This window comes from Oscillibacter valericigenes, assembly GCF_016902445.1.
GTDB classification, from domain to species: Bacteria; Bacillota; Clostridia; order Oscillospirales; family Oscillospiraceae; genus Oscillibacter; species Oscillibacter avistercoris.
Window position 1 is genome coordinate 34,214 of record NZ_JACSNX010000012.1, and the last position, 26,832, is coordinate 61,045.

Annotated in this window: 21 protein-coding genes and 1 pseudogene; 6 read left to right on the plus strand and 16 right to left on the minus strand. The window is 64.2% G+C overall.

Annotated features, from left to right (window positions below):
* The first annotated feature begins 156 nt into the window (after positions 1 to 156).
* The 5 genes from H9X91_RS14720 (at position 157) to H9X91_RS08855 (ending at position 8,028) form a co-directional block, all read left to right on the plus strand.
* Positions 157 to 3,933, plus strand: a complete 3,777-nt coding sequence (locus tag H9X91_RS14720) for an S-layer homology domain-containing protein (protein ID WP_338111966.1) — start codon at positions 157 to 159, stop codon at positions 3,931 to 3,933.
* Between the two features lie 714 nt (positions 3,934 to 4,647).
* A complete protein-coding gene (locus H9X91_RS08840; protein ID WP_204804415.1) occupies positions 4,648 to 5,760 on the plus strand; it encodes an SLC13 family permease in 1,113 nt (370 codons plus the stop codon).
* Positions 5,761 to 5,866: 106 nt separating this feature from the next.
* Complete coding sequence (locus H9X91_RS08845; RefSeq protein WP_204804416.1) at positions 5,867 to 6,745, plus strand: copper amine oxidase N-terminal domain-containing protein; 879 nt, start codon at positions 5,867 to 5,869, stop codon at positions 6,743 to 6,745.
* Positions 6,746 to 6,818: 73 nt separating this feature from the next.
* Positions 6,819 to 7,439, plus strand: coding sequence for an RNA polymerase sigma factor (locus H9X91_RS08850; protein WP_338111967.1), 621 nt, complete (start codon positions 6,819 to 6,821; stop codon positions 7,437 to 7,439).
* The gene (locus H9X91_RS08855) at positions 7,426 to 8,028 is read left to right on the plus strand and encodes a hypothetical protein (RefSeq protein WP_204804417.1); all 603 of its coding nucleotides are present in this window, start codon (positions 7,426 to 7,428) and stop codon (positions 8,026 to 8,028) included. Before H9X91_RS08850 ends, H9X91_RS08855 begins: the two co-directional genes overlap by 14 nt.
* Positions 8,029 to 8,065: 37 nt before the next feature.
* On the opposite strand, the gene H9X91_RS08860 is transcribed toward H9X91_RS08855, so the two are convergent.
* The 11 genes from H9X91_RS08860 to H9X91_RS08910 form a co-directional block, all read right to left on the minus strand.
* Positions 8,066 to 8,713 carry a TetR/AcrR family transcriptional regulator gene (locus H9X91_RS08860; RefSeq protein ID WP_204804418.1) on the minus strand — a complete coding sequence of 216 codons (648 nt, stop codon included), beginning with the start codon at positions 8,711 to 8,713 and terminating at the stop codon, positions 8,066 to 8,068.
* Between the two features lie 7 nt (positions 8,714 to 8,720).
* Complete coding sequence (locus H9X91_RS08865; RefSeq protein WP_204804420.1) at positions 8,721 to 9,188, minus strand: flavodoxin; 468 nt, start codon at positions 9,186 to 9,188, stop codon at positions 8,721 to 8,723.
* 285 nt (positions 9,189 to 9,473) lie between these two features.
* The gene (locus H9X91_RS08870) at positions 9,474 to 10,520 is read right to left on the minus strand and encodes a BMP family protein (protein ID WP_204804422.1); all 1,047 of its coding nucleotides are present in this window, start codon (positions 10,518 to 10,520) and stop codon (positions 9,474 to 9,476) included.
* Between the two features lie 75 nt (positions 10,521 to 10,595).
* Positions 10,596 to 11,522: an ABC transporter permease gene (locus tag H9X91_RS08875; RefSeq protein ID WP_204804424.1), complete on the minus strand. Its 927-nt coding sequence runs from the start codon at positions 11,520 to 11,522 to the stop codon at positions 10,596 to 10,598.
* A gap of 1 nt (position 11,523) precedes the next feature.
* The gene (locus H9X91_RS08880; protein WP_204804426.1) at positions 11,524 to 12,582 is read right to left on the minus strand and encodes an ABC transporter permease; all 1,059 of its coding nucleotides are present in this window, start codon (positions 12,580 to 12,582) and stop codon (positions 11,524 to 11,526) included.
* A gap of 15 nt (positions 12,583 to 12,597) precedes the next feature.
* Positions 12,598 to 14,106: an ABC transporter ATP-binding protein gene (locus H9X91_RS08885; RefSeq protein WP_204804428.1), complete on the minus strand. Its 1,509-nt coding sequence runs from the start codon at positions 14,104 to 14,106 to the stop codon at positions 12,598 to 12,600.
* A gap of 4 nt (positions 14,107 to 14,110) precedes the next feature.
* Entirely contained in the window at positions 14,111 to 14,935 is an 825-nt protein-coding gene (locus tag H9X91_RS08890) for a response regulator (RefSeq protein ID WP_204804430.1), read from the minus strand.
* A gap of 72 nt (positions 14,936 to 15,007) precedes the next feature.
* Complete coding sequence (locus H9X91_RS08895) at positions 15,008 to 16,516, minus strand: histidine kinase (protein ID WP_204804432.1); 1,509 nt, start codon at positions 16,514 to 16,516, stop codon at positions 15,008 to 15,010.
* Positions 16,517 to 16,735: 219 nt separating this feature from the next.
* Complete coding sequence (locus H9X91_RS08900; RefSeq protein WP_021749725.1) at positions 16,736 to 17,899, minus strand: UxaA family hydrolase; 1,164 nt, start codon at positions 17,897 to 17,899, stop codon at positions 16,736 to 16,738.
* A gap of 18 nt (positions 17,900 to 17,917) precedes the next feature.
* On the minus strand, positions 17,918 to 18,208 hold the full coding sequence (locus H9X91_RS08905; RefSeq protein WP_204804434.1) for a UxaA family hydrolase: 291 nt from the start codon (positions 18,206 to 18,208) through the stop codon (positions 17,918 to 17,920).
* Positions 18,209 to 18,253: 45 nt separating this feature from the next.
* On the minus strand, positions 18,254 to 19,237 hold the full coding sequence (locus tag H9X91_RS08910) for a 2-keto-3-deoxygluconate permease (RefSeq protein ID WP_204804436.1): 984 nt from the start codon (positions 19,235 to 19,237) through the stop codon (positions 18,254 to 18,256).
* 359 nt (positions 19,238 to 19,596) lie between these two features.
* On the opposite strand from H9X91_RS08910, the gene H9X91_RS08915 reads away from it, so the two are divergent.
* Positions 19,597 to 21,375 carry a sigma-54-dependent transcriptional regulator gene (locus H9X91_RS08915; RefSeq protein ID WP_204804438.1) on the plus strand — a complete coding sequence of 593 codons (1,779 nt, stop codon included), beginning with the start codon at positions 19,597 to 19,599 and terminating at the stop codon, positions 21,373 to 21,375.
* Between the two features lie 112 nt (positions 21,376 to 21,487).
* Here H9X91_RS08915 and H9X91_RS08920 read toward each other — a convergent pair whose 3' ends face one another.
* The 5 genes and pseudogenes from H9X91_RS08920 to H9X91_RS08935 form a co-directional block, all read right to left on the minus strand.
* Positions 21,488 to 23,860: a protein kinase domain-containing protein gene (locus H9X91_RS08920; protein ID WP_204804439.1), complete on the minus strand. Its 2,373-nt coding sequence runs from the start codon at positions 23,858 to 23,860 to the stop codon at positions 21,488 to 21,490.
* 289 nt (positions 23,861 to 24,149) lie between these two features.
* Positions 24,150 to 24,749: an SDR family oxidoreductase gene (locus tag H9X91_RS14410; protein WP_275552525.1), complete on the minus strand. Its 600-nt coding sequence runs from the start codon at positions 24,747 to 24,749 to the stop codon at positions 24,150 to 24,152.
* Position 24,750: 1 nt separating this feature from the next.
* Positions 24,751 to 24,936 (minus strand): annotated as a pseudogene (locus H9X91_RS14805) (SDR family NAD(P)-dependent oxidoreductase); the annotation flags it as partial.
* On the minus strand, positions 24,926 to 26,347 hold the full coding sequence (citF, locus tag H9X91_RS08930; protein ID WP_204804440.1) for a citrate lyase subunit alpha: 1,422 nt from the start codon (positions 26,345 to 26,347) through the stop codon (positions 24,926 to 24,928). The gene citF and the pseudogene H9X91_RS14805, both read right to left, overlap by 11 nt.
* Entirely contained in the window at positions 26,340 to 26,810 is a 471-nt protein-coding gene (locus H9X91_RS08935) for an HpcH/HpaI aldolase/citrate lyase family protein (protein WP_204804441.1), read from the minus strand. The genes citF and H9X91_RS08935 overlap by 8 nt, the downstream gene beginning before the upstream one ends.
* Between the last annotated feature and the right edge of the window lie 22 nt (positions 26,811 to 26,832).

Consider the following 26,832-nt stretch of genomic DNA (forward strand, 5'->3'; position numbering starts at 1 on the left):
AATGCAGATGAGATTGATCCTGATAGCCAGCTGCACAATACCCATGTCCCTTACACAGAAGTCCAGTCCATTGAGATTTTTGCATCTCTCAATGGAAGCTCCGATGTTCAAAGCGTCACAATTAACAAAGGAACTGCGTGCGGAGATTTCAGTACAGTGATCGATCAAAACGACATGTATTGGAATTTCACTATCAAGGCCCCTCCCACTGCCCCCGACGATGAGGACCTGACCGGCGACCCAGACATCTCGGACGATACCGGGCTTTTGGGTGATGGCGCAGTCACTGTGGAGTGTATCAAGGCCGATGCGGATCACGAAAGTGTGACCTATGGCCTGAAAAAAGGCTATGCCATCGGCGAAGTCGAATGGCGGGACACAGGCGATGCGGCCGCCTACTATGTGGATATCACCAATATTGCACCTGATGCCTATGTGACGGCGTACAATACGACTATCGAAGACGGCCATGCCCTGTCTCCTGCGGATCAGGGTGCGAAGACCATCACCCTGAAATGGGTCGATAGCAGCTGGGAGGTTGTCTCTACCGTCCCCGTCACCTTCACAGTGACCTGCGATGATAAGGTGGGAGATCGCTACACCCTGACGTATAACTACAATCAGGGCGGCGGCAGCACCACCTCTGATACAGCTGATCAGACATACGCAGAGAATGAGTCAGCGGATCTGCCCAAAACGATCAGTACGGACATCGACACCGATAAGGACGGCGTGGTATTCGTTGGCTGGACTGAAAAGCCCAACAACTACACCAAGTCCACCCCGGCGACGGTGGAACCGACCGGCATGGTTGCGTCGGTCACCTTCTCGAATGAGAACATCACCGTCCACGCCGTGTGGGCGCAGGACGCGGACGACAACGGCATCCCCGATTATGAGGACGAGGACTTCGCAATGCAGAACGTCTACGTCTATGCCAAGCCTATCGGCAGCGGCGCGGATGATGCACTGACGGAGGCCGAGAAGAAAATTCTGGAAGAAACCTACGGTCTCACTCTGAACGCGAAGGGCTACTGCGTCCTGGGCAAGCTGGAAAATGTGCTCCTGCCCTTGGCATCTCAGCAGAATATCGGGCAGAACTATTATAATGATAGCAACTATGCCGACGTCATTCAGGCGGCATTTGCGGCCGACAAATTTAAACTACACAAGAGTGCGGCCGATCATCAGGATCTGATCAAAACTTTGGACTGGTATCATCTGGGAGTAGCTTCTGGTGCAGATGGATACGAAACCGAAGCGCCCAGCAGTGGTCTCTGCTGGCATCTGGACGGAACCCTGGACATCTCCGCCAAGTATAAACTGACCTATGACGCCAACGGCGGTACGATCAACGGCGAGGACACCTTCGTCGTGAACGGTATTGCCCTGGCAGATGCCAAGAACTACACACTTGGCCAGGAAAAAAATCCCGCCTATGCTGATCCCACGCACGCCGATGAAGGAACCGAGGATGTCCTCTTCGCAGGCTGGACGCTGACCAATACCGAAGGAAAAATCTACAGCGTCGAGGATGCGAAAAATGGGTCTGTCCCCGCCGCGGTGGACGCTGTGGACCTGACCAAGAATGACACGGTCTACGCCCTGTGGAGCTATGACGAGGACAACGACGGCACGCCCGACATCAACGAGATCATCGTCACCCCCGCCGACATCACCATCTACACCGGCGGCACGGGCTATGGCGGTGTGACGAATGCCGACGGGACTATCATTGATGATACCCGCGGCAGCGGCCTGCCGAAGCCCGGCTATCATATCACCCTGCCTGCCGGCCTTGCGGCAGAACTCGGGCTCAAAGATGGCATTGACCTGGCGGGTAAATTGTCCTTCTCCTACAGCGGCGAAGACAGCTTGGATGGAGAAGAAGGTACTGTCACTCGGAACTGGGGAATGTCTTATATGGGCGTCTATTCCACCAATCCGACCCGCTACGTCTACTCCCTGAATGCGGACACCGTGACGGACACGGAAGTCCGCCTGCTGTTCAAGGATGCTGGAGGCAACGTCAAGGAAAATGACCAGATCGACATGTCCGCGAATGCGCCCTCCGCAGAGTATACCATGACCATCAACCCCGGCGGCCTGGACCAGAAAGCGATCAAGGCTGTGTTTACTGTGAATGGTGGCCAACCTGTGGAGCGGAGCGTCTTCATTGACACCGGAACGCTTACGATCCGCAGCATTACGGACCCCGATCGGGAAGTGACCACTCCGATCATTGCGAGCGATGGCTCGGTAACTGGCGGCACGATCATCGCCCAGGCTGGCAATGGCGTGACCTACCATGTCAACGAAAGTGAGGTCCCGGTGGCCGCTGAGCGCGTGCATCTGCTGGTGGATGAAGTGTCCGATAACCAGGAATTCAATCAGGCTCTGGGCGAGGACGCCATCAGCGAAGTGCGGACAGATGAGGTCCTCAATGTATCTCTCACCAACCCCGCGTATGACCTGGCCTATCTGGACCTGGTCGACACCCAGAACGGCAATGCTGTCGTGACTGTGGATTCCGGCGAACTGACCATTCACTGGCCGGTGCCTGCAGATGCCGCTGAGGACAGCGAATTCTATGTGGTCCACTATCACGATGGCATGGACCGGGAAACGCCTGTTGATCAGAATGCCGTGGCTAATATCAATAATACGGTAAAAGCGGCTACTCAGGACGGTGATTACATCACCTTCACCACCTCCACCTTCTCCCCCTTCGCGCTGGTGTACGAGCAGACCTCTACGCCGACGGAGCAGGTGACTGTGACCTTCAAGGTCGACAACGGCACTTGGAGCGACGGAAGCTCTCGAAACATTGTGTATACCATCAACAAGGGAACTACTCTTGCAAGTAACAGTATCGCTGTCCCCACCGGCATGCAGCCCGAAAGTGGGTACACGGGCGGCTCCTGGGATACGGAGCCCAATACGACGACCACGCTGACCGGCAATGTCATCTACACATACCGCTTCACAAGGTCCGGCGGCGGCAGCGAGAGCAAGCCCTACCTGCGCTTTGACTCCAACGGCGGCACGGAGTTCGATCCTATTGACGAAAACGGGAGGGACTTCTCCATCAACGTCTATCATGACAAGGAGTACGGCGACCACATTCCCACCCGCCCCGGCTACCGCTTCACTGGCTGGTACAACACCAATACTCTGCGGACCCGGATCGATGAGGACGAGATCCTCCATGTCACCAGCTACAGGACCGTCTTCGCCGGCTGGGAGGAGACTTCCGTGCCCTCCATGCTGAACGGCGACGACCACTACGCCTACATCCAGGGCTACAGCGACGGCACCGTGCGGCCCAACGCCAACATCACCCGGGCCCAGGTGGCCACCATCTTCTTCCGCCTGCTGGACGAGGATGTGCGGGACGACAACCTGACCACCTACAACACCTTCCCGGATGTGGATGAGGACTACTGGGCCAACACGGCCATCTCCACCATGGCGTCCCTGGGCGTCATCAACGGCCGCAACTCCGGCCTGTTCGACCCCGATGCCTACATCACCCGCGCCGAATTCGCGGCCATCTGCGCCCGGTTCGACGACAGCGGCGTGGACGGCATCACCACCTTCACGGACACCGTGGGCCACTGGGCGGAGGACGAGATCAGCCGCGCCGCGGCGCTGGGCTGGATCCAGGGCTACAGCGACGGCACCTTCCGTCCCAACCAGTACATCACCCGGGCACAGGCGGTGACCATGATCAACCGCGTGCTGTGCCGCCTGCCGGAGGACACGGACGACCTGCTCTCCGGTATGAACACCTGGACCGACTGCCATGAGGATGACTGGTTCTACCTGGCCATCCAGGAGGCCACCAACTCCCACGACTTTGTCGCCAAGGACCGGGTCTATGAGAGCTGGACCGACCTGAACCGCGCTCCCGACTGGAGCCGGTACGAATGATCTGATCTGTACAGACCCGGCGGGCCGGGCGGAGGATCTCTCCGCCCGGCCCTCTTTCTGTTTCCGGCTCCCCGCTGCCCGGACTTTTTTGCGGGGTTTCCGCCGCCCGGAACATGCGCCCGGGATCCCCGGATTTTTCGGGGCAGGGCCTGCCGCCCTTCTGCGGCAGACGCTCCGCGCCGCGGCTGCGTCTCCTTCCGCCCGCCGCAGGCCCCCGACCGGCGGGATCGTTGCCCCCGGCGCGCCGCCGCAGGCCGGGACCGACCCTCTCCGAAGGCGCCGCCCGGGTCCCCGGTCCCCGGCCGTCCGGGCCGCCGGAGGCCGAAAGCGCAAAAAAGTCCGGGTGTCCTCCCCCCTGCTCCGGCCGGGCCGGCGGCTGCGCACGTTTGTCCCTGTTCAAGCGGGCAGGCCGTCCCGTATAATCAGATCAGCGCCGCGGGCCGGAGCTCCGGCGCCCCCCACCGCTTCCTCGTCAGCCGCGGAGACAGAGACCGCGGCAGATGACTTCTTTTCTCCCCCCTGCAGCACCGACCATCCCGGCGGTGCTGCAATTTCTTTCCCCCCGCCCTCCCTCCGGCAGAGCGGGGTTTTTCTGCCTCGGCCGGAGTGCCGGGGCGGCAGAAATGGGGTGACAAGCCCGCTGCCGTCTGTTATACTATAGGTTTGGGCCCCGGCCGCGCCGGGGCGATCTGTGTACAAACGAGGCGACGAATCATGCGTGGGAAGAAGTTTTTGGCCTGGTGCCGGGGAGAGGCGGTCCTGCTGACGGCGGCGGTGTGCGCCGCCGTGTCGGCGGTGGCGGTGCCCCCCTCTGCGGCATATCTGGGATATATCGATCTGCGGGTGCTGTGCCTGCTGCTGTGCCTGATGGCCGTGGTGGCGGGCCTGCAGCACTGCGGCGTGTTCCTGGTGCTGTCACAGCGCCTGCTGGCAGGGGAGAAAAACGTCCGCCTGCTGCAGCTTCTTCTGGTGCTGCTGCCCTTTTTCTCCTCCATGCTCATCACCAACGACGTGGCCCTGATCACCTTTGTCCCCTTCACCCTCCAGATCCTGGAGCTGGCCGGGGAGCGCCGGCGGGTCCTGCCCACGGTGATCCTGCAGACCGCGGCCGCCAACCTGGGCAGCATGACCACTCCCGTGGGCAATCCCCAGAACCTGTTCCTGTGCGGGCACTTCCACCTGTCTGCCGGGGACTTCTTCTCCACCCTGCTGCCCTATACGGCGGTGAGTCTGCTGGCCCTGTCCGCCGGGGCCCTGGTGGGCAGCCGCCAGTCGGTCTGCGTCCGCTTCCCCCAGCCGGCGGCCATCCGGCGGCCGGGACTGCTGGCAGTGCTGGCGGCACTGTTCGCGCTGTGCCTGCTGGCGGTGTTCCATGTGGTCCACTACGCCGTGGTGACGGCCGTCGTGGTGACGGCGCTGCTGGTGCTGGCGCCGGGACTTTTGAAAAAGGTGGACTACAGCCTGCTGCTGACCTTCGTGTTCTTCTTTATCTTCGCCGGCAACATCGGCCAGATCCCGGCCCTGCGGCAGCTGCTGGCGGGCTGGATGGACCGCAGCGCCCTGCTGACCTCCGCCCTGGCCAGCCAGGTCATCAGCAACGTCCCCGCCTCGCTGCTGCTGGCGGGCTTTACCGAGGACTGGCGGGGCCTGCTGCTGGGGGTGGACCTGGGCGGCCTGGGCACGCCCATCGCCTCCCTGGCCAGCCTGATCTCCCTGAAGTTCTACATCCGCAGCCCCGGCGCCCGGCCGGGCCGGTTCCTGCTGTGGTTCTCCGCGGTGAACTTCGGCGGCCTGGCGGTCCTGCTGCTGCTCACCCGGGTGTTCTGACCCCGCCGCGGGAGCAGAAAAATTTTCTCACCGCTGCAACACTTCCGCTGCGCCGGTTGTATATAGGGCAGAGCGGCAGGAAGCCGCTCGGGAAAGGATGATCTGCATGAACGTTCAAAAGACCGTCTCCGCCCTGGCGGCAGCCCTGGTGCTGGCCGGGGCCGTCTCCCTGCCCGCGCTGGCCGCGGAGCAGACCGCTCCCGCCCCGGAGAGCGCCGCATACGGCTATCCCCTGGAGCGCAACGGCACGGCCGTGGCCGCAGATGTGCCGGTGATGGTGCCCCTGCGGGCAGTGGCGGAGGCCCTGGGCTTTACGGTGACCTGGAACGGAGACGGCACCGTGACCGTCGACAGCGGTGAGATGCACAGCGTCATCACCATCGGCGAGGACCGCTATCAGGCCGTCACCAGCATCGAGGGGGCAGTGGGCGCCACAGGCCCCCTGCAGCTGGGCGCGCCGCCCTATGTGATCCACGGCACCACCTATGTGCCCCTGAAGCTGTTCGATGTGCTGCTGGGCAATGGGGCCGTCACGCTGGACGGCGGCCGGATCATCGTGCGCACCGCGTCTGATCCCGGAAGCACCCAGCTCCCCGATCCCTGGACGGAGCTGGACACGCCGGAGGCGGCCGCCGAGGCCGCCGGGTTCGATCTCACCCTTCCGGCGGAGGCGGACCGCTTCGCCGAGCGGATCTATCGGGTCCTGCCCTCCGGCAGCGCGCCGCTTCTGGAGGTCCTCTGCCGCACCGGGGATGACCGCCTTATCCTCCGCAAGGCCCCCGGCAGCGGAGACATCAGCGGCGACTACACCGCCTATGCCCAGGAGCAGGTGACGGCCGTGGGGGACCGCTCCGTGACCATGCGGGGCGCGGATGGCCGCTTCTCCCTGGCTGTCTGGACGGACGGCGGATACGCCTATTCCGTCTGCGCGGATACGCCCCTCTCCGGCGGGGACATGGCCGCGCTGATCCGGCAGATCCGGTGAGTCTGCAAAAAACTTCCGGGGAGGCGGGCCGCAGCTGCCCGCCTCTCCGGAGGAATGGGGGAGATCCTGTTTGGTGTGCTGTCTGATACCCGGGGCCGGCCTGCGGCCCCTTCTGTTCCCGCGGATGCTGCGGCGTCTGGCGGTCTGGCGGACAGCGGCGGCAGCAGGGCGGGAACGCCCCGGCGCCCGGAGCGCAGACCGCTGTGAGGCGGTCAACCGCCAGGCGGAGCGGCTGCTGGACGACTTCGGGGACAGCATCCTCCGGTTGGCCTACTCCTATCTCCACAGCATCGAGGACGCCGAGGAGGTCCTGCAGGACACCCTGCTCCAATTCCTGCGGACCGCCCCCGACCTGCAGAGCCCGGCCCACGAAAAGGCATGGCTGCTGCGGGCGGCGGCCAATCTGAGCAAGAACCGCCTGCGGTACAACGCGCGCCGCAGGACGGACCAGCTGGCAGAGGAGCTGGTGGCGGAGGAGCGGGAGGACCTCTCCTTCGTGTGGGAGGCGGTCCGGTCTCTTCCGCCCGGCTATCGGGAGACCCTCCATCTCTTCTATCAGGAGGGGTACTCCACCGGCGAGATCGCCCGGCTGCTGGGGCAGAAGGAGACCACGGTCTGCACGCATCTGGCCCGCGGCCGGGAAAAGCTGCGGGCGATCCTGGGGGAGGCGTATGACTTCGATGAGAAAGTATGAAGAGGCGATGGCGCACATCTGCGTGACCCCCGCCATGCGGGCGCGGGTCCTGCGCCGCGTCCGGCAGTCCGCCGCCCGCCGGACCGCCTGGAGACGTGCCGCCGCGCTGGCGGCCTGCCTGGCCGTGGCAGTGCTGGGGGCCCTGGTCCTTCCCTCCGTCCGCCAGCCCGCCGACGACGTCGGAGGCGTGCTGGCCCCCGGCCCCACGCAGGCCGCCTCCGCTGAGGAGCTGAGCCGTCTGGCCGGATTTCAGGCGCCGGAGCTGGATGTGCTCCCCTTCGTGCCCCAGCAGGTCTCCTACTCCCTGATCGGAGACCTGGCCCAGGTCCAGTACCGGGCGGGAGAGGACACGGTGACCTGCCGCAAGGCCCCCGGGCAGGCGGACATCAGCGGCGACTATCAGACATACGCGCAGACGGAGATCCTGGAGATCGGCGGCATCCCGGTCACGGTGCGGGGCGACGGCGGCCTCATCTCCCTGGCCACCTGGACGGATGGGGACTTTTCCTTCTCCCTGGCCTCGTCACAGCCCCTTGCGCCGGATGTGTGGACGGATATGCTCTCTGACATCATCGGACACGGCGGATAAGCCCGCCGTGTCCGATGTTCTGCTCTCTTTCTGCCGCTCACGCCTCCGCCGGAGGCTGCTGAAACGGCCGCAGCATCTTCAGGACAAAGACCCGCACCAGCTGGCGGATGGAGCAGCGGGCCGCCTCCACACCGGCCAGCGCCATGGCCCGCCGCTGCTTCTCCGTGGGCACGGCGTAGGGATATACGCCGAACAGGAAGGGGAAAAAGGCGTAGAGGAACTCCCGCACCTCCTGCTCCGTCATGGCGGGGAAAAACGTCTCCAGGCAGCGGGCGACCGCTTTCATGGCTCTGCCGTACGTCCGTTTGAAGGCCACCAGGTTCTCCATGCGGCTGCTGCCCTCCATGTCATAGAGGTTCATGGACTCCAGCTTCAGCATGCACGCCCGCCGCTCCAGCGTGCAGGCCATCCGGTCCGCGAACCCCTCCGGCGTCAGGGCCGTCTCCTGCCGGACCATCTCCTCCAGGTCGGCGATCCACGCCTCATGCTCCCGCTGGAGCAGGGCCAGAAAGATCTCCTCCTTGGTCTGGAAATAGTTATAGATGGAGGTGCGGGTGAAGGAGGTCCGGGCCCCGATGTCCCGGATGGTGATGTCCCGGAACCCCATGGTCTCATACAGGGCGGCGCAGGCGTCGATGATCTCTTCCTTCCGGGCGTTGGTCAGCGCTTCCGATCCCTTGGGCATGGCCGCCTCACAGTCCCAGTGCGGATCTGGCCCAGGCCGCCGCGCCGCTGTTCACCAGTCTGCCCCGCTTCCAGTCGGCCCTGGGGCAGTGTTCCCGCAGGCTCTTCTCCGCCCCGCCGATGCCGCTGCCGCCGGAGGTGGCAAAGGGGATGAGGACCTTTCCCGAGAAGTCGCAGCTCTCCAGAAAGGTGTCCACGATCCGGGGTTCCACATACCACCAGATGGGAAAGCCCACGAACACCGTGTCATACTGCTCCAGGTCTTTCACCGGCGCGGCCATGGCGGGCCGGCAGGCCGGATCGTTCATCTCCCGCGTGGAGCGGCTCTTCCGGTCCGTCCAATCCAGATCCGCGGCGGAATAGGGCTCCGCCGGACGGATCTCATACAGGTCCGCATGAACGGCGTCCGCCACCTCCCGCGCCGCCCGGGCGGTCACGCCGCTGGCGGAAAAATAGGCCACCAATATCCTGCTCATTTCACTCTGCTCCTTTCCGGCCTTGCAGCCCGGTCCGTCTCACTTCCCGCGGGCCGGCGCCGCGCCCCGCCGATGGTCTGGGCGGGCGGAGCGCGCCGGCTTCCCGCGATGTTCTGACGCTGTGTCATTGTCTGCACTATAGCACTGTTTTGACATTGTGTCAATACATTTCCGGGCGGTTTCCGCCCGGCCGGGCACGCAGAAAAGACGCGGCGGCCCCGGCCGGAAAAAAGCAGCACCACCGGCCGGGCCGGTGGTGCTGTTCCGCAGAGCCTGCGGGAGAGATCACTTCATGAAGGTGTCGTTGACCATCTGGTCCAGGTAGCTCTGATACTTCTCCTGGACGTCGGCGGGCACCAGGTCGCTGAGAGCGCCGGCGGACAGGGCGCCGTTCTGCAGCGTGCCGTAGATGACCTCGCCGCCGAAGGTGCCGTTCTCCACGGCCTCCATGCACAGGCCCACCAGAGAGGCGTTGTCCGTCACCTGGCTGCCGATGATGCACTCGTTCTGGCCCAGCAGGTCGGAGGGCTGGGCGATGTCGTAGATGGTCACGGAGCCGCTGGCGGCGTTGGCCTCGTCGATGGCCTGCCGGGCGCCGGAGTCCACGGCGGAGGCGTCGCCGAAGAACACGTCGGCGCCCTGGTCGATCATGGCCTTGGCAAACTCGATGCCCTTGTCGGTGGCGGAGAAGTCACCGGAGTAGACGATGTCCAGGGTGGTGACGGTCTTGCCCTCCTGCTCGCCCACATAGGCGGCGGCCTCCTGATAGCCCTGGTACTTGCCCAGGGTGGTGTCCAGCTCCATGCCGCCGATGAAGGCGATGGTGCCGCTCTGGGTCATCAGGCCCGCCAGGGCGCCGGCGATCCAGCCCACCTGCTGGGCGTTGGGCAGCAGAGAGGTCACGTTGCCGTTGGCGGCCTGGGCGGGGGTGTCCTCGCCGCCGTTCAGCAGGGCGAAGGCCACATCGGGGAACTCCTCCGCCGCCTGCAGCACGGCGTCGGTGTACTGGTTGCCGGGGGCGTAGATCAGGTCATAGCCCAGGTCGCAGTAGGAGACGATGGTGTCATAGTAGGCGGACTGGGCGATGCTGTCGGAGACCTCGGTCTCCCAGCCGTGCTCCTCCGCGGCATCCACCATGGCGTTGTAGCAGGACATGCCCCACCCGCCGTCGGAGATGCTGGAGTCGCAGATCATGGCCACGCGGTAGGCGCTCTCGCCGGAGCTGTCGCCGCCGTCCTCGGTGCCGCCGGTGGTGTCGGTGCCGGTGCCGCCGCAGGCCGCCAGCGACAGGCTCATGGCCAGCGTGAGAAGGATCGCAAGCAGTTTTTTCATGTTCTTTCCTCCAATTTCTTCAGATGTTGTGGATCGGTCTATCGATAACAGCCGCTTTTGGCGGCGATTATCCGCTCAGCGCTCTTCCTTGAGATAGGGCTTGCCGGAGCTCTTGGGTCCGGCCTTTTTCATGCCGATGCTGGCCAGCACCACCACGGTGGCCACATAGGGGATCATCTGGAAGAACTGATAGGGCACGCCGAAGCTGCCCACCTGCAGGCGGATCTGCAGGGCGTCACAGAAGCCGAAGAACAGGCACGCCAGCAGCACGCCGGCGCCGCTCCACCGGCCGAAGATCACCGCCGCCAGGGCGATGAAGCCGCGGCCCGCCACGTTGCCGTCCACATAGGTGTTGGCGTAGCAGGTGGTGAGGTAGGCGCCGCCGATGCCGGCCAGGGCGCCGCAGATGACGCAGGCGGCGTACTTCACGCCGATGACGTTGATGCCCAGGGTGGCCGCCGCCTTGGGATACTCTCCCACGGCCTTGTAGTTCAGGCCGGACTTGGTGCGGTTGAAATAGATGACCGTGAAGATCACCAGGCCGTAGGCCAGGTACACCATGGGGGTCTGGTCCAGCAGGAGGCGGACCAGGAAGTTGTCGGAGGTGATGCCCAGGGAGCCGGACAGGGTGTTCATCAGCCCCACCTGCACCAGCTCGGACCCGGCGCCGAAGTACACCCGGTAGATGAAGGCCGCCAGGGCCGGGGCGAAGATGTTGATGGCCATGCCGTAGACGATCTGCTCCGCGCAGAGAGTGACGGTGGCGTAGGCGAAGATCATGTTCACCAGGATGCCCACCGCCGCGCCGGCCAGCACCCCCAGCATGGGGCTGCCGGTGATGAGGCTCACCAGAAAGCCCACCAGGGAGCCGATGGAGGCCAGGCCCTCCAGTCCGATGTGGACCAGGCCCGCCCGCTGGGAGTACAGCTCCGCCAGCGCCAGGAAGATCAGGGGCGTCGCCATGCGGACACTGGAGAGGATGATGTTCATGACGAATTCCATATTACGCGGCCTCCTTCCGTCTCTCCGTCAGCCTGCCCAGGAACGCCTTGAACCCGGGCAGCTTCACCATGGCCAGGCCCGCCACGGTGAACACGATCACCAGGGCCTGAATGATGTCGGACACGCTGGTGGGCACGCCGGTGGCCGCCTGCATGGTGGTGGAGCCCACCCGCAGCGCCGCGAAGAAGATGGCCACCAGGATGGTCGCCAGGGGATGCAGCTGGCCGATGAGGGCCATGGCCACGCCGTCGAAGCCGTAGCCGTTGCCGAAGCCGTTGATGAGCCGGAACTGGGTGCCCAGCAGCTCGGCGCTGCCGCCCAGGCCGGCGATGGCGCCGGAGACGATGAAGCTCATCAAAATGTACTTCTTCACCGCAAAGCCGTTGAACTCCGCCGCGGTCATGTTCAATCCCACCGCCCGCAGCTGGAAGCCCTTGGAGGTGTAGAACAGGAAGTAGTACACCAGCAGGCCCACCACCAGGGCGATGACGAAGGCGGAGGTGACCCGCAGGCCGAAGAGGCGGCTGAGCTGGGTGGCGTCCGGCACGGCCTGTGTCTGGGGGACGCTGCCGTCCCGCAGCCAGTTGGTGTACACCACGCCCATGAACAGCGTGGCCACGTAGTTGAGCATGATGGTGATGATCATCTCGTTCTGGCCCCGGTAGACCTTCAGCAGTCCGGAGATCAGGGACCAGACGCCGCCGGCCGCGGCGCCGCCCACGAGACAGAGGATGATGGCCGGCAGGCCCTCGATCCCGCTCTGGGTGGCGATGTAGCAGCAGACGATGGAGCCCATGAGGAACTGGCCCTCACCGCCCAGGTTGAACACGCCGCAGCGATAGGCAAAGCAGGCGCACAGGCTGGTAAAGATCAGCGGCGTGGAGCGGGCCAGGGTGGTGCCCACGTTCCGCAGGCTGCCGAAGGCGCCGATCCACAGGGACTCCAGCGCCACAAAGGGATTGGCGCCCAGCACGGCCATGATGATGCACCCGATGACGAAGGCCAGCAGGATGGAGATGATGGGCACCAGGAAACTGACGAGTTTTCCGCTGTTTTTCATGCGTTCGCTCCCTCCTTACTTGCCGGCCATGGCCAGGCTGATCTCCTCGATGGGAGGATTTTTGCCGGAGAACACGCCCATGATCTGCCCCTCGAACATGACCACGATGCGGTCGGAGACCTCCAGGATCTCGTCGAAGTCCGCGGAGATCAGCAGCACGCCGCAGCCCTTGTCCCGGGCGCCGATCATGGTGTCGTGGACGAAGCGGGTGGCGCCGATGTCGAGGCCACGGGTGGGGTGGACCGCCACCAGCAGGTCCGGCTCGCCCTCCAGCTCCCGGGCCAGGATGACCTTCTGCTGGTTGCCGCCGGAGAGGTTCCGGGCCTCCTGCTCCACGGAGGTGCAGCGGATGTCGTACTTCTCCTGCATCTGCAGGGCATAGCTGCGGATGGCCTTCTTCTTCAAAAAGTAGCCCCCGGCGCTGGAGAACTCCGGCGAATCCGTGGCCTTGAGGACGATGTTGTCCTTCACGGACATGTTGCCGATGAGGCCCATCTTGTTCCGGTCCTCCGGGATGTGGGAGACGTTTTCCAGAATGAAGCCGTTGGGGGTGAACTGGGCCACCTTGGAGCCCTTCATGTCCACCTCGCCGCCCTCCGGCGTCAGCACGCCGGTGACGATCTGGGCCAGCTGGCTCTGACCGTTGCCGTCCACGCCGGCGATACCCACGATCTCGCCGCGGCCCACGGTCAGGGAGACGCCGCTGAGCCCCGCGTGCTTGGACGCCTTGTGGTAGTCCACGTTCCGCAGCTGGATGACGGGATCCCCCGGCTCCTCCACCTTCTCATAGTGGGAGGGGGACAGCTCCCGGCCGATCATCAGGTTGGCCAGCTCCTGGCCGTCGGTCTCGGACCGGTCCAGGGTGGTGACCACCTCGCCGGAGCGGAGGATGGTGATGCGGTCGGAGATCTGCAGCACCTCCCGCATCTTGTGGCTGATGAAGATGACGCTCTTGCCCTCCTCCGTCAGCTTGCGGATGATCTTGAACAGGCCCTCCACCTCGATGTCCGTCAGGGCGGCGGTGGGCTCGTCCAAAATCAGCAGCTCCGCCCCCCGGTACAGGGTCTTCAGGATCTCCACCCGCTGCTGGGCGCCCACGGCGATCTCCGTGATGGGCCGGTCCAGCTCCACGTCCAGGCCGTACCGCTCCGCCAGCTCCAGGATCTCCTTCCGCCGGGCCTCCCTGTCGATGAAGATGCCGCGGGTGTTCCGGTCCCCCAGGATGATGTTCTCGAACACCGTCATGGCCTCCACCAGCATGAAGTGCTGGTGCACCATGCCGATGCCCAGCTTCACCGCCTGGGCGGGGGAATCGATGCGGACCTCCTTCCCGTTCAGGAAGATCTTTCCCTCCGTGGGCTGGTACAGCCCGATGAGCACGTTCATCAGCGTGCTCTTTCCGGCGCCGTTCTCCCCCAGCAGGGTGTGCACCTCGCCCTTGCGGACGGACAGGTTGATGTCCCTGTTGGCGTAAAAGTCGCCGAACCGCTTGCTGACATGCTCCATTCTCAGTAATTCATCCAAAGGATCAGCCCCCTCCTTGCATATGGCGCTTCCCCATGCGGGCAAGCATCAGCTCTTTTTTCTCCTGAAGCGTGTAGACCATGGGCTCTGCCCAGGAATACTGCTGCATGAACTCCCCCTGGAACTGGCAGATGGCGTCCTCATCGCCGCCCATGAAAGCCTGATAGTCCGAATCCGCCAGATCCATCCGCACCCGCAGGCTGCCCCGGCTGCGCAGGAACATCTCCTCCGCGCCGTAGTCCCGCAGGGTGTCCGCCAGCTCCTTGATGGTGCGGCGGTAGCCGGCGCCGTCGCCGTTCTCCCCCCAGAGATTCTCCACGATCTCGTGGATGGACACCGGCCGCCCGTTCTGATACACGCACAGGGCCATCAGCTCCTTGGCCTTGCCGGAGCGGAATTTCACCGGCTCCCCGTCCACCAGCATGTCAAAGGCCCCGAAGGTGTGGAAATGGATGCGTTTGCGCTGACGGCGGCGCAGCAGCTTGGCCCGCTCCATCACGTCGGCGATGTCCTCCCGGTCAAAGGGCTTGAAGATGATGTAGTCGGCCTTCATCTTCAGCGCCTCCACGGCGAACTTCGGGTGGGCCGTGGCAAAGACGATGATGATGTCGCTGCGCAGCCGCCGCAGGGCCTGGGCCAGCTGGATGCCGTCCATGCCCGGCATGTCGATGTCCAGCAGGGCAAAGTCCACCACATGGCCGGAAGCATACTCAATGGCTGCCTGGGGGTCGGTGAACTTGCCCACGATCTCAAAATCGGGCATGTCCGCACACTTGAGTTCAAAAAGCTGCAGATCCAGCAGCATGTCGTCCACCAGAATGGTCTTCACGCCCGGTCACCCCTGTCTTTTCTATCATTGTATCAGACGGAGCGTACGAAAACCGTACGCTCTGGGGGAGGATCACCCGGGATCCCCCTCGTTTTTCCCCTGTTTTCCATAGATCAGCGTGACCCGGGTGCCGCTCCCCGGGGCGCTGGTGATCTGCATCCGGCTGCCGGGGAAGCGGGCCATGCGCCGCCGCACGTTTTCCAGCCCGATGGATCCGCCGCTCCGGACCGCCTCCAGATCGAATCCCGTGCCGTCGTCCGTCACCGTCACCTGCCAGTGGTCCGGCAGCTCCTCCAGCGTCAGGGTGACGGTCCCGCCGCCCACCTTGGGCTTGATGCCGTGGAGGATGGCATTTTCCACGATGGGCTGGATGGTCAGCAGGGGGATGGGGAAGTCCACGTCCGGGATCTGATAGACCATGTGCAGCCGGTCCCCCAGCTGCTGCTGGTTGATGTCCGCATAGGCCCGGACCGCCCGCAGCTCCTCCCGGAAGGAGCCGATCCCCCCGTCGGCGGTGACGGAGTCCAGGCTGAAGCGCAGGTACCGGGCGAAATCCCCGGCCATCTTGTAGGCCGCCTCCGGCTTCAGGACGATCAGCGCCTGCAGGGCGTTGAGAGTGTGATAGAAGAAGTGGGAGCGGATCTGGCTCAGCAGCATGTTGCCCTGTTCCTGCTCCAGCTGCTCCTGCAGCTGCTGGATGGCCCGCTGGGACCGCTCCTCCTGCAGCTGCCGAAGACGGCCGGCGTAGTAGACCCCCGCCGCCGCCAGCAGCGCCACCAGCAGGCTCACCGCCGCCCCCAGCCACAGCCCTGTGCGGAGATACCAGGGCTTCAGGGGCGCCAGGGAGACGGTCCAGACGGAGTTGAACAGCGCCTGCTGATGGTCCACGGTCTCCGCCCCCTCCGGCAGGGGCTGCTCCGTCTCCAGGATCACCTGCTTCTGCCCGTCGTCCGGGTTGACGCGCCAGATCCGGCAGGCATAGCCCTGCTCATTGATGCGGGTGAGGGAGTTGCCCTCCAGTGCCTCCGGAAAGTCCAGCGTCACGGAGACGATGCCCCAGAAATACCGCCGGCCCTGTTCATCCGTCAGAAACACCGGCAGCCGCCCGGCGATGCCCAGACCCCCCTGGATCAGCGGGAAGGGGCCGGCGATGTACAGCTCCTCCTTTTCGATGGCGGCCCGGGCCTCCAGGTTGCCGGCGCCCTCGCCGTACATGTCCAGCCCCAGGACGCCCTCGTTCCCCTCCAGGGGAAAGACGCCCTCCACGATCCCGCCGGGGGCGAACAGGACGTTGCGCACATACGCCTCCCGCAGCAGGACGTGGGAGACCCGCTCAAAATCGGAGTAATCTCCGCCGGTCTGGAGCAGATACGCCTCCAGCACCCGGGTCTTGCTCATCTCGGAGAGCAGGAACTCATAGGTCTCCGCGCCGACGGCGCTGGCGATGTACCCCATGCGGTCCCGCTCCTGCCGGAGACGGCTCCACTCCACGCCCCCCGTCAGGACCAGGCCGATCAGCAGGGCCAGCACAAAGGCCCGTCCGGCATGGGCCAGTGCGGCCCGCTTGGCGCTCCCGGCCACGGCACTCCCTCCCCTCCGTGTGTCTTCCCCTTCAGCATACGCCAATTCGTCCCGCAATGCAAGGGAAGGGATCCCCAAACCGGCGGCCGCAGCCGGACGGGGGCGGGCAGCCTCCGCCCCTTCCCCTCTGCCGGCCGATCCCCGCCGGATGAAAAAAGGCAGAATGCCCCGGCGGGGCATTCTGCCTTCTGTTCGGTGTATGGGCACCGGGATCGCAGCTTACACGAAGTTGCACACCCGGGCGATGGCCATCTCGGTGTAGCCCAGGGACTCCGCCTTGGTCTGCTTGCCGCAGGCCACTTCCTGGGTGAGCTTCAGCAGCTCCTGGCCCAGCTCCTCAATGGTCTTGGTGCCATAGATCAGGGGAGAGGCGTCCACATCGATGTTGTCGATCATGTTGGCGTAGGTCAGCTTGTTGCCGGTGATCTTGATGACGGGCGCCAGGGGGTTGCCGGTGGGGGTGCCCCGGCCAGTGGAGAACACCACGATCTGGGCGCCGCCGGCCACCATGGCCGCCACAGAGGAGGGATCGTTGCCCGGGGTGTCCATGATCACCAGGCCCTGCTTGGCCTCCACCTGCTTGGCGTAGTCATACACGGCCATGACGGGGCTGTGGCCGCCCTTGTGGATGCAGCCCAGGGACTTCTCCTCCAGGCAGGTCAGGCCGCCGGCCTTGTTGCCGGGAGAGGGATTGCCCTCGCGGACCTCCTCGCCCACCAGGCGCAGGGAGTCCTCATACCGGTGGACGATCTCGAAGATGCGGTCGTGGACCTCCTTGTTGATGGCGCGGCGGGCCAGCAGATGCTCGGCGCCGATGAACTCGGTGGTCTCAGACAGGATGGAGGTGCCGCCCTCCTTGACGATCAGGTCGCTGAGCTGGCCGATCAGGGGGTTGGCAGCCAGGCCGCTGGTGGGGTCAGAGCCGCCGCACTCCGTGCCGATGATCAGCTCGGACATGGGGAACTCCTCCTTCTGCAGCAGGGAGGCCTCCTCCACCATCTCCTTGGCATAGCGGACGGCCATGTCGATGGCCTTCAGGGTGCCGCCGGCCTCCTGGATGATGACCTGCTTCAGGGGCTTGTTGGTGCGCTCCTGGATGGCCTTCACCACCAGGTCCATCTGGCAGTTCTCGCAGCCCAGGGACACCACCACGGTGCCGTACACATTGGGGTTGGCGGCATAGCCGGCCATGACGTCCATGGTGAACTGCTGGTCGGGCGCCACCTGGGAGCAGCCCAGCTGGTTGTTGAAGGTGACGGAGCCCACCACCTGCTGGGAGATGATGCGGGTGGTATCAGAGGCGCAGACGCTGGCGGGCAGGATCAGGACCTTGTTGCGGACGCCCACGCGGCCGTCCGGACGCTTGTAACCGTAGAAATTCATACTTGTCTCCTCCTTTTCTCAGCCCTTGCTGTCCAGGTTTTCCCGGTGCTCTTCCAGGTTGTGGCAGTGCACGTGCTCGCCGGCCTTGATGTCCCGGGCCGCCAGGCCGATGTGCTCGCCGTACTTGACGATGGGCTCGCCCTTCTTGATGTCGCAGGCGGCCAGCTTGTGATAGATGGTGATGTCCTCCACCGCGGTCAGGTGCTTCTCCTCACCCGCGCACATGTAGGTGACGGTCTCGCCCTTCTTCACGGGCTCGATGGCGACCACCACGTTGTCCACGGGCTCAACGATCATGCCGTTCAACATACTGTAATACTCCTTTCGTTCCTCAACAAAAATGGTTGGTTCCGGTTATGCCTGCTTTTCAAACAGGGCCCTCTGTGCCTCGTCCTTCGGGAACTGGGGGCAGCCGAACTTCTTCGCCCACCAGGAGACGATGATCGGCACCAGGATAGCCGTCAGAATAGAAGAGGCGGCGACCTGAGAGGTGGCCAGGTCCGCATAGGCGGCCCAGGACTGGTCCGCCCCCGCGATGACCGCGGGGACCGCCACGGCATTGCCGGCGGTGGTGGCCACGGCCCAGCCGGCGTAGCCGGGACGGCGGCTGATGAAGCGGTCGCACAGCACGATGAAGGCGCCGCCGATGAAGCAGGTGATCAGGCCCAGCAGGATGCCCTGGGCGCCGCCCTTGACGATGTTGGTCAGGTTCATGCCGGAGCCCAGGCAGAAGCCCACGAAGGGCAGCAGGATGCTGCCGGCGGGCGCCAGGAAATCGGACAGGTCACGGTCAATGTTGCCCAGGATCATGCCCACCAGGATGGGGCCGATGGCGGCCACCAGAGCCATGAAGGGGATGTCCGCCAGGCCGCCGATGCCCATGGCGATCATGGTCAGCATGGGGCCGTCGTTGATGGCCAGCAGGGGCATGGCCGCCTGGTCCACCTTGTCGCCGTAGGAGTTCATCAGGGCCAGGTACACAGAGCCGTTGGAGTTGGTCACGGCGGAGATAATGGCCAGGGAGCTCAGGCCCAGCACACCGGTGGGGCCGAACACCTTGCCGACGACGATGCCGATGGCGGCGCCGATGACGAACTTGGAGATCAGCAGCACGCCGCCCCGCTTGACAACGCCGCCCATCTCCCGGAACCGCAGGGTGGTGCCCAGGCAGAACAGCTGGATACCGATGGCGGTGTTGGCGCCCGCGCTGGTAAAGATGGCCGTGGTAAACGAGCCGATGTTGGTGACCTCCGGGATGAAGGTATTGATGACCGCGCCCAACAGCATGGGAACGACCATCATACCGGCCGGGATCTTTTTCAGGAATCGCATGATCATGGTCTTTCTTCCTCCTCAATTTGTTCGCGGGGGGTGGTGCGACTGGCCACGCCCCGGGCCGCTGGAGGGGCCGCCTCCGGACGGACGACAGCGGGGCAAGCGCCCCGCCGGTCTGCCTCGGGATGCGGCAGGGGGCAGTGTCTGCTGCCGCCCCTCTGCCGGAGAACGTCCCGCTTGAAATGGGCAGCGATCCTCCGCCTGTCCATTACTGTATCATTATCTTACCGTTGTTTGCACAGGGATTCAATTGAATTCCTCCGTCGGAATTGTACATTTTTTGACCAGGCATAAAAATTGTTGTATTATTTTTGTCCATATGGTAGAATCAGACTGTGAATTTCCAGAGGAGGTGTCTGATTTTGGACAGTTCGATCCATCTTCTTGGGATCGTGCCTTATGAGGGGATGAAAACGCTCCTGCTCCGCCTTGCGGAGGAGTACCCGCAGGTCCAGCTGGACGTGTTCGTGGGCAATATGGAAGAGGGCGCGGAGATCGCCCGGGAACATCTCAGCCGCCGGTATGACGCGGTGATCTCCCGGGGCGGCACCGCCCTGCTGCTGCGGGAGCTCCCCCTCCCCGTGGTGGAGATCGAGATCTCCCTCTATGACATCCTGTACGCCCTGAAGCTCTCCGGCGGGCTGCACAGCAAGTTCGCCATGGTGGCCTATGCCGACATCGCCATCAGCGCCCAGGCGCTCTGCGATCTGCTGCATTACCAGGTGGACATTTTCATCGTGAACTCCATCGAAGAGCTGGAGCCCACCCTGCGCTACCTGAAGGACAACCAGTATGACACGGTGCTCTGCGACATGACCGCGGACATGATCGCGCGGAGCATTGGGCTCAACACCATTTTCATCACCTCCGGGATGGAGAGCATCCGGCAGGCGCTGGACCGAGCTCTGGCTCTCTGCCGCAGCCAGAAGCACCTGCGGGACGAGAACGCCCTGTTCCGCGCCCTGCTCAGCGGGCAGGACACCCAGGTGGCCGTTTTCGACCAGGAGAAGAACCCGGTCTTTTTCCAGGGGAGCGACCGCTCGCCGGAGCTTCTCGGCCTGCTGCAGCGGGAGCTGGACGAGCTGCCCGAGGGCCGGGAGCGCCGCATCACCCGCAGCGCCAACGGGACCCAGTACAGCCTCCGCATCCGCCCCATCGAGGCGGGGCAGGACTACACGGCAGTCTACGTCTCCGCCCGCAGGATCGCCTCCGGCAGGAGCCAGACGGGGATCCGCTGCTTCTCCCGGCAGGAGGCGGAGCGCATGGCCTACGGCAGCATCTTCAGCTTCCAGAACATGTATGGCCTCTCCGAAGAGGAGGCGGCCCAGCTGGCCGGCAGCATGGTCCCCGTGCTCATCACGGGAGAGGAGGGCATCCGCATGAGCCGGACGGCCGCGCGGCTCTATATGGAAAGTCCCCTGCAGGACGCGCCCCTGGTCTTTATCAACTGCTGCCTGCTGAATGACAGGAGCTGGGAGTTCCTGCTGGAGAGCCACAACTCTCCCCTCTCCGAGTCCGGCAGCACGCTCTATTTCTCCCGCGTGGGGGCGCTCTCCCCGTCCCGCCGCCTGCAGCTGATGGACACGCTGGCGGAGTCCGGCGTGTGCCGCCGCAGCCGGCTGCTGTTCTCCTGCACCTGCCGCCCCGGCGAACAGATGGCCCCGGAGGCCGCCGGGTTCCTGAACCGCCTGAACTGCCGCGTTCTGTATCTCCAGCCCCTGCGGAACCTGCGGGAGCAGATCCCCGCGCAGATCACCTCTTCCCTGAGCCTTCTGAACGCCTCCCGCTCCTATCCGGTCCTGGGCGTCGAGCCGGAGGCCATCCGTCTGCTGCAGGCCTTTCCCTGGCCCCACAACTATGTCCAGTTCCAGCGGGTGATTGAGGAGCTGACCGCCTCGGCCCAGCAGACCATCACCGCCGAAAGCGTCCGCGGCATCCTCCAGCGGGAGCAGTACGGCAACACCCACGCGTCCCGGAAGGGGGACATCTCCGAGCCGCTGGATCTGAACCAGACGCTGGACAAGATCAGCCAGGACGTGGCGCTGCGGGTCCTGGCCGAGACCAACGGCAACCAGTCTGCCGCCGCCAAGCGGCTGGACATCAGCCGCACCACGCTGCGCCGCCTGATCAAGCAGAGCTGAGCCCCAGGCGGCCGCCGCGCCTCTCGCAGAAGAAAAGCCTGTGTTCGAAAAGAACACAGGCTTTTTTCGTCTGCAGGAGAACAGCCGTCCCCTGCCCCGCGCCGGCAGCCGGTCAACCCTTGATCAGATTGGGCACGTGCTCCACCGGGGACCAGTCGGTGATCTCCGCATCTCCGTAGGCCCGGATATCCGCCGTCTGTAAATTTGTCAGCTCCCGCAGGGGAGACAGGTCCGTGATGCTGCGGCTGTTGATGGTGAGAGACTGGAGATCCTGGAGCTTGGACAGGGGGCCGATGTCCTTCAGCCCCGGGTGGAGGCGGTCGCCCTCTGTATGCAGATAGAGAGAACGCAGATCGCTCAGATTTCCAAGCGGCGTGATGTCCGTGGCATTGACGCTGAGGCTCAGCTCCAGATCTGTGAGCCGCGTCAGACCGGAGAAGGCGCTCAGGTCCCCGGGACCCTCGCCGTCATAGTAGTTGCCCATAAGGCTCAGGGACTGCAGCTTGGTGAGGTTTTTCAGGGGGGCATAGCTGGTGACGCCGCCGTAGAAGGAGAATTCCGTCAGCTCCGTCAAGTTGGACAACCCGCTCAGATCCAGATAGTTGGCCGGGTCCGCCATGCTGGGCAGACTGAGGACACGCAGCTGGGTCAGGCCGCTGAGGGGCGCGGTGGTGGTATAGGCAGCCTCACTGCCAATGATCCGCAATTCTTCCAACTGGGTCAAGCCGGCCAGCGGAGCCAGATCCTCGATGCCGTAGGACCAGAACTCCAGTGTTTTCAGCTGGGTCAGACCGGAGAGGGGGCTCAGGTCCCGGATATAGGGGTAGTCCCCGTTGTTGGAGATCTGCAGCGAGGTCAGTTCCGTCAGGCCCGACAGTGCACCGATATCCCGCAGGCCAGGGCCAATGGTCAGCCGCAGCTCCTCCAGAGCTGACATGTCCTCCAGTCCGTCCAGAGACTCCAGCACCGGGGCTTCCAATTCAAGATACTCCAGTTGGGTAAGGCCGGACAGGACAGACAGATCCTTGACATAGACCCCGGAACCGGCGCCGTTCTGTGTGCTGTGGATGCGCAGCTCCGTCAAATTCGTCAGACCGGCAACAGGCGCCAGGTCCACCTCACCGGAAAAGCCGTTGAAGGTAAGCTCCGTCAGGTTTTTCAGCTGGGCTGCCCAGGACAGATCGTTGTTTTCCACCGTCACATTGTCAAAGTAGATCCTCCGGAGGTTTTCCATTCCCTGGAGCGTGGTGATGTCCGCCTCTGTCAGCGTCGTGTCTTTCAGCTCCACAAATTCCTCCGCCGCGGAGAACTCCTGCCCGGCGATGGTGACCTTGGGCGCCAGCGCCTCCGAGATGGAGCTTCCGCCGTCTCCGTCCGAGCTGCCGCCCCCGCCGATGGCGATGCCGACCCCCAGCACGACCACCGCCGCCGCGGCGATGGCGGCAATGCGGGCGGGTTTCACCTTTTTCTTCTCCGGGGCCGGGGCCGCGGCGCCGGAGACGGGCACCTCCACCACCTGCCGGGACTCGATGGCGTCCAGGAACTCCGCCGCGCTCTGGAACCGGTCCTCCGGCTGGACGGCCAAGCCCTTTAAAATCGCCTTGTCCAGGTACTCCGGGATGTCGATGCCGCATTGGGAGATGGGAACGAGGGTATCCTCGTCCAGCCGCTCCAGAGACTCCGGCGGCAGGAAGCCCGTGATGGCGGCGTAGAAGCACGCCGCGCAGGAGTACACGTCCGTGAATGGGCCTTGGCGGCTTCTTCTGATGTACTGCTCCTTCGGGGCGTAGCCTACCTTCAGAATGACATCCAGACTTTTGGACTTATCGCCGATGGAGTACCGGGCGGAGCCGAAGTCCAGCAGCTTTACGATTCCGTCCTTCGTGATGTAGATGTTGTCCGGCGTGACATCGCGGTGGATGAAGCCCTCCGCATGGACGGCGGTCAGCGCCCGCAGCACCGGGATCATCACGTTGAGGGTCTCCTCCACGCTGATCTTCCCGCCGTGGTTAGCGATGTAGGTCTTGAAGGAGATGCCCTCGATGTAGTCCATGACGAAATACGACGTGTCGTTCTCGTCGAAATAGCTGGTGACGGCGGCGATGTTGGGGTTGCCGATGAACTTCGCCAGGGTCCGGGCTTCCTCCTGGAACCGTTCGGCACCGTAGGCGAACTCCTCGGATTTGGTGTCCATGGCCACAGACACGGTCGTCCCGATGCGGGTGGCGATGTCATTGGGCATGAACTCCTTGATGGCCACCTTGGCGTTCAGCTGGGTGTCCAGGGCCAGGTAGGTGATGCCGAAGCCGCCCTGGCCCAGGACGCGGCCGATGATATACCGGTCATTCAGCACGGTCCCGGCCCGCAGGGCCACGGGGAATTTTTTCTCGTTCTCTGCCAAATCGAAGCCGCAGTAGGGGCACGGTCCCTCCGGGGCCTCCCGCTCCTGGAAGCAGTTGTAGCAGAGATGTTTCTGTTCGGTCATATCGTCCCTCCATAGAAAACCGTCTGGTCGATAAGACCATCTTAGTGTCTTTCCGGGAGGAACTCAAGTATGCTGTCTGCATAGTATCCGGGCGGCCCCCTTCGAACACGGCCAGCGGAGCAAGCGGCCCTCCTTGCCCCGGATGGGCGGCGCTTTGTGGAGAGCGCCATCGCTCCGGCCGTGAAAAACACATTGGGAACGCAGAACAGCCCGGAGGCGGTGTTTCCGCCTCCGGGCGCGTCTTTCGGCCCATCCAGGCTGCAGGCTGGGCGGCTTCTGCTGTTTCGTCCTATCGGGCCAGGTATCCGCCGTCGATGGGCATCACGATGCCGTTGACATAGTCCGCCGCATCCGATACCAGCAGCAGCACCGGCCCCACCAGATCGTCCGGCGTTCCCCAGCGCCCTTCCGGGATCCGGTCCAGGATGCCCTGATAGGAGGCCGGATCATCCTGCAGGGCCTTGGTCATGTCGGTCCTGATATATCCCGGCGCAATGGCGTTTACGCGGACTCCCCGGTCGCCCCACTCATTGGCAAACGCCTTGGTGATCTGCGCGATCGCGCCCTTGGAAGCCACATAGGCCCCCACCCGCTTCCCGGAGACGAAGCTGTTCATCGACGCCAGATTGATGACCTTCCCATACCCCTGGGCCAGCATGTATTTTCCCACCAGCTGGGTGCAGTAGACGGCGCCGTTGACGTTGATGTTCATCACCTCATCCCAGTCCTTCGTGGGGAAATCCTCCAGCCAGCAGCGGCGGTTGATGCCCGCCGCGTTGATCAGGATGTCGATCCGGCCGCCCAGACGGTCTGCCGCCGCCTTTACCCCCCCGCTCCAGAGAGCTGCAGTCCGCCACGTCGCACTGGACCGCATGAACTGCGGGGCCATCCCCCTGCATCTCCTGCGCCAGCCCGTCCGGGCAGGTATGGTTGTAGAAGATCACCACCTCAGCCCCCGCCTCGTGGAGCGCCCGGGCCAACCGGTTGCCGATCCCCCGGCTCCCTCCGGTCACCAGTGCTTTTTTCCCTGTCAGATCCAGCAAGTTTTTCATATCGGGTCCCCCTTCACAGCTCATCGTTCATCTTGATCTCATCCAGGACGGTCCCGTCCCGCCAATAGACCAGTCCCACCGTCCGGCCGCCCGGCTTCAGCGGAGGCAGCTTTCCGGTGTATCGCTCCGCCCGGCGCTGCAGGTCGTGGATATCCAGCACCGGCAGGCCGGCATCCCGCAGGCGGTCCGCCAGCTCCCGGTTTTTCTGAACGGCGGTGTTCACGGCAATCCCCTCCTGACAGACGAAGACATCCACAAAGCGTCCCGGTGTCGTCAGGGTGGTCACGCGGTCTACGATCACCGGGTATTTCCCGCGGAACAGCGGAGCGGTGATGACGGTCATCTTCGCCCCCTCCGCCGTATCTCCGTGGCCGCCGGCGCCGCTGATGACCTGGTTGTTGGAATTCGTGATGACGTTGACGTTGAAGTCCACGTCGATCTCCGTCGCGCCAAGGATGACAAAGTCCAGTCCGTCCACAATGGGGCCTCCCTTGGCCAGAGGGCTGGCATACGCCTCGGCCGAGACCTCACAGTGGGCGGGATCCTCCGCAAGAGACCGGATCGCCGTCTGGTCAAAGCTCTGCGTATCATACAGCGTACGCAGCAGCCCCTCTTTCCGCATCCGCACCAGGATCGCCGTAATGCCGCCCATGGCGAAATCGCCGCTGATCTGACGGTCCATCATATAGCGTTCGATCTGGCCGGCCACGGACAGGGAGATCTTCCCGCTGCCGGTCTGCATCGCTGCGCCCTCCCGCAGATGGCCGGAGCAGATAATGGCCTTTGCCGTCAGCTCGGCGATCCTGCGGTTCAGCGGGCTGCGGTCCGGTCTCATCGCCCCGGTGGCGATCCCCGCCGGGTCGCCGATGGTCTCCACGGGCACCACATAGTCCACCTGTTCCTGTCCGATGGAGACCGGCGCCACCGCATAGGGCGAAAGCTCGTCTGTGATCACGATGACTTTCCGGGCATACCGCACGTCTGTGAGGGAGTAGCCCATCGCGCCAAAGGCGGAATGGCCGCCGATCCCATTGCAGTTTCCGTTCCTGTCTGCCGTCGAGGCGGCCACAAACGCCACATCGATCCGGATGTCTCCCCGCTTCAGCGCCGCCGGGCGGCCGCCGTGGGTCCGCAGCTCGCAGACCTGCCGGATCCCGCCGCTCTGCAGCAGCCGTCCCAGCGCCGGAGAAAAGCCGCTGGTCTGGAATCTGGTGAACGTCCCATCCCTGATATAGTCCTCCAGGCCGTCATTCCCGCTGGTCAGGCTGGAGGGCGCCACGGTCAGATCCCGGATCCCCAGTGAGCGGATCGCCTCCGCGATCTGGACACTGACGGCGTCACCGCCCCGCAGGCAGTGGTGGAAGGATATCGTCATTCCGTCCTCCAGCCCGCAGAGGCGGATCGCCTCCCGCAGACTGTTCACGACCTTATCCATCCGCAGCCGCCCCCCTTTCCAATGCGCCGCTGGCAGCCGCCAGCGCCAGCGTGGTCTCCGCCTGCCGCAGCACCGGCTTATCCAGCATTTTCCCGTTCAGGACCGCGACGCCCCGGCCCTCCCGCTCCGCTTCGGCCATGGCCGCCCGGACTTGGCGGGCATGCAGAATTTCCGTTTCTGTGGGTGTATACACGTCGTGGACCACCGGCACCTGGCGGGGGGAGATGACGAACTTTCCGTCATAGCCCAGCCGTCTGCCCTGCTCCGTCATCTTCCGAAGGCCCATCTCGTCGTTCACATCGGTGTAGACCGTGTCCACCGCCAGCTTGCCGGCGGCCTTCGCCGCCACCACCAGGTGCCGCCGGGCGTAGTCGAGCTCGTCATTGTCCTCGCTGCGCTTCACGCCAAGGCTGACGGCAAAGTCCTCATAGCCGCCCTTCGGGGGAAAATTCCACTGAGACATCACAGGCCCTCCTTAAAATCAT

Excerpts from the sequence above, each read along its gene's own strand:
- H9X91_RS08920 (WP_204804439.1), bottom strand. The coding sequence starts at position 23,860 with ATGACCGAACAGAAACATCTCTGCTACAACTGCTTCCAGGAGCGGGAG.
- citF (WP_204804440.1), bottom strand. The coding sequence starts at position 26,347 with ATGGATAAGGTCGTGAACAGTCTGCGGGAGGCGATCCGCCTCTGCGGG.
- H9X91_RS08905 (WP_204804434.1), bottom strand. The coding sequence starts at position 18,208 with ATGTTGAACGGCATGATCGTTGAGCCCGTGGACAACGTGGTGGTCGCC.
- H9X91_RS08840 (WP_204804415.1), top strand. The coding sequence starts at position 4,648 with ATGCGTGGGAAGAAGTTTTTGGCCTGGTGCCGGGGAGAGGCGGTCCTG.
- H9X91_RS08910 (WP_204804436.1), bottom strand. The coding sequence starts at position 19,237 with ATGATCATGCGATTCCTGAAAAAGATCCCGGCCGGTATGATGGTCGTT.
- H9X91_RS08865 (WP_204804420.1), bottom strand. The coding sequence starts at position 9,188 with ATGAGCAGGATATTGGTGGCCTATTTTTCCGCCAGCGGCGTGACCGCC.
- H9X91_RS08900 (WP_021749725.1), bottom strand. The coding sequence starts at position 17,899 with ATGAATTTCTACGGTTACAAGCGTCCGGACGGCCGCGTGGGCGTCCGC.
- H9X91_RS08855 (WP_204804417.1), top strand. The coding sequence starts at position 7,426 with ATGAGAAAGTATGAAGAGGCGATGGCGCACATCTGCGTGACCCCCGCC.
- H9X91_RS14410 (WP_275552525.1), bottom strand. The coding sequence starts at position 24,749 with ATGGCCCCGCAGTTCATGCGGTCCAGTGCGACGTGGCGGACTGCAGCT.
- H9X91_RS08935 (WP_204804441.1), bottom strand. The coding sequence starts at position 26,810 with ATGTCTCAGTGGAATTTTCCCCCGAAGGGCGGCTATGAGGACTTTGCC.
- H9X91_RS08880 (WP_204804426.1), bottom strand. The coding sequence starts at position 12,582 with ATGAAAAACAGCGGAAAACTCGTCAGTTTCCTGGTGCCCATCATCTCC.
- H9X91_RS08860 (WP_204804418.1), bottom strand. The coding sequence starts at position 8,713 with ATGCCCAAGGGATCGGAAGCGCTGACCAACGCCCGGAAGGAAGAGATC.
- H9X91_RS08845 (WP_204804416.1), top strand. The coding sequence starts at position 5,867 with ATGAACGTTCAAAAGACCGTCTCCGCCCTGGCGGCAGCCCTGGTGCTG.
- H9X91_RS08870 (WP_204804422.1), bottom strand. The coding sequence starts at position 10,520 with ATGAAAAAACTGCTTGCGATCCTTCTCACGCTGGCCATGAGCCTGTCG.
- H9X91_RS08875 (WP_204804424.1), bottom strand. The coding sequence starts at position 11,522 with ATGGAATTCGTCATGAACATCATCCTCTCCAGTGTCCGCATGGCGACG.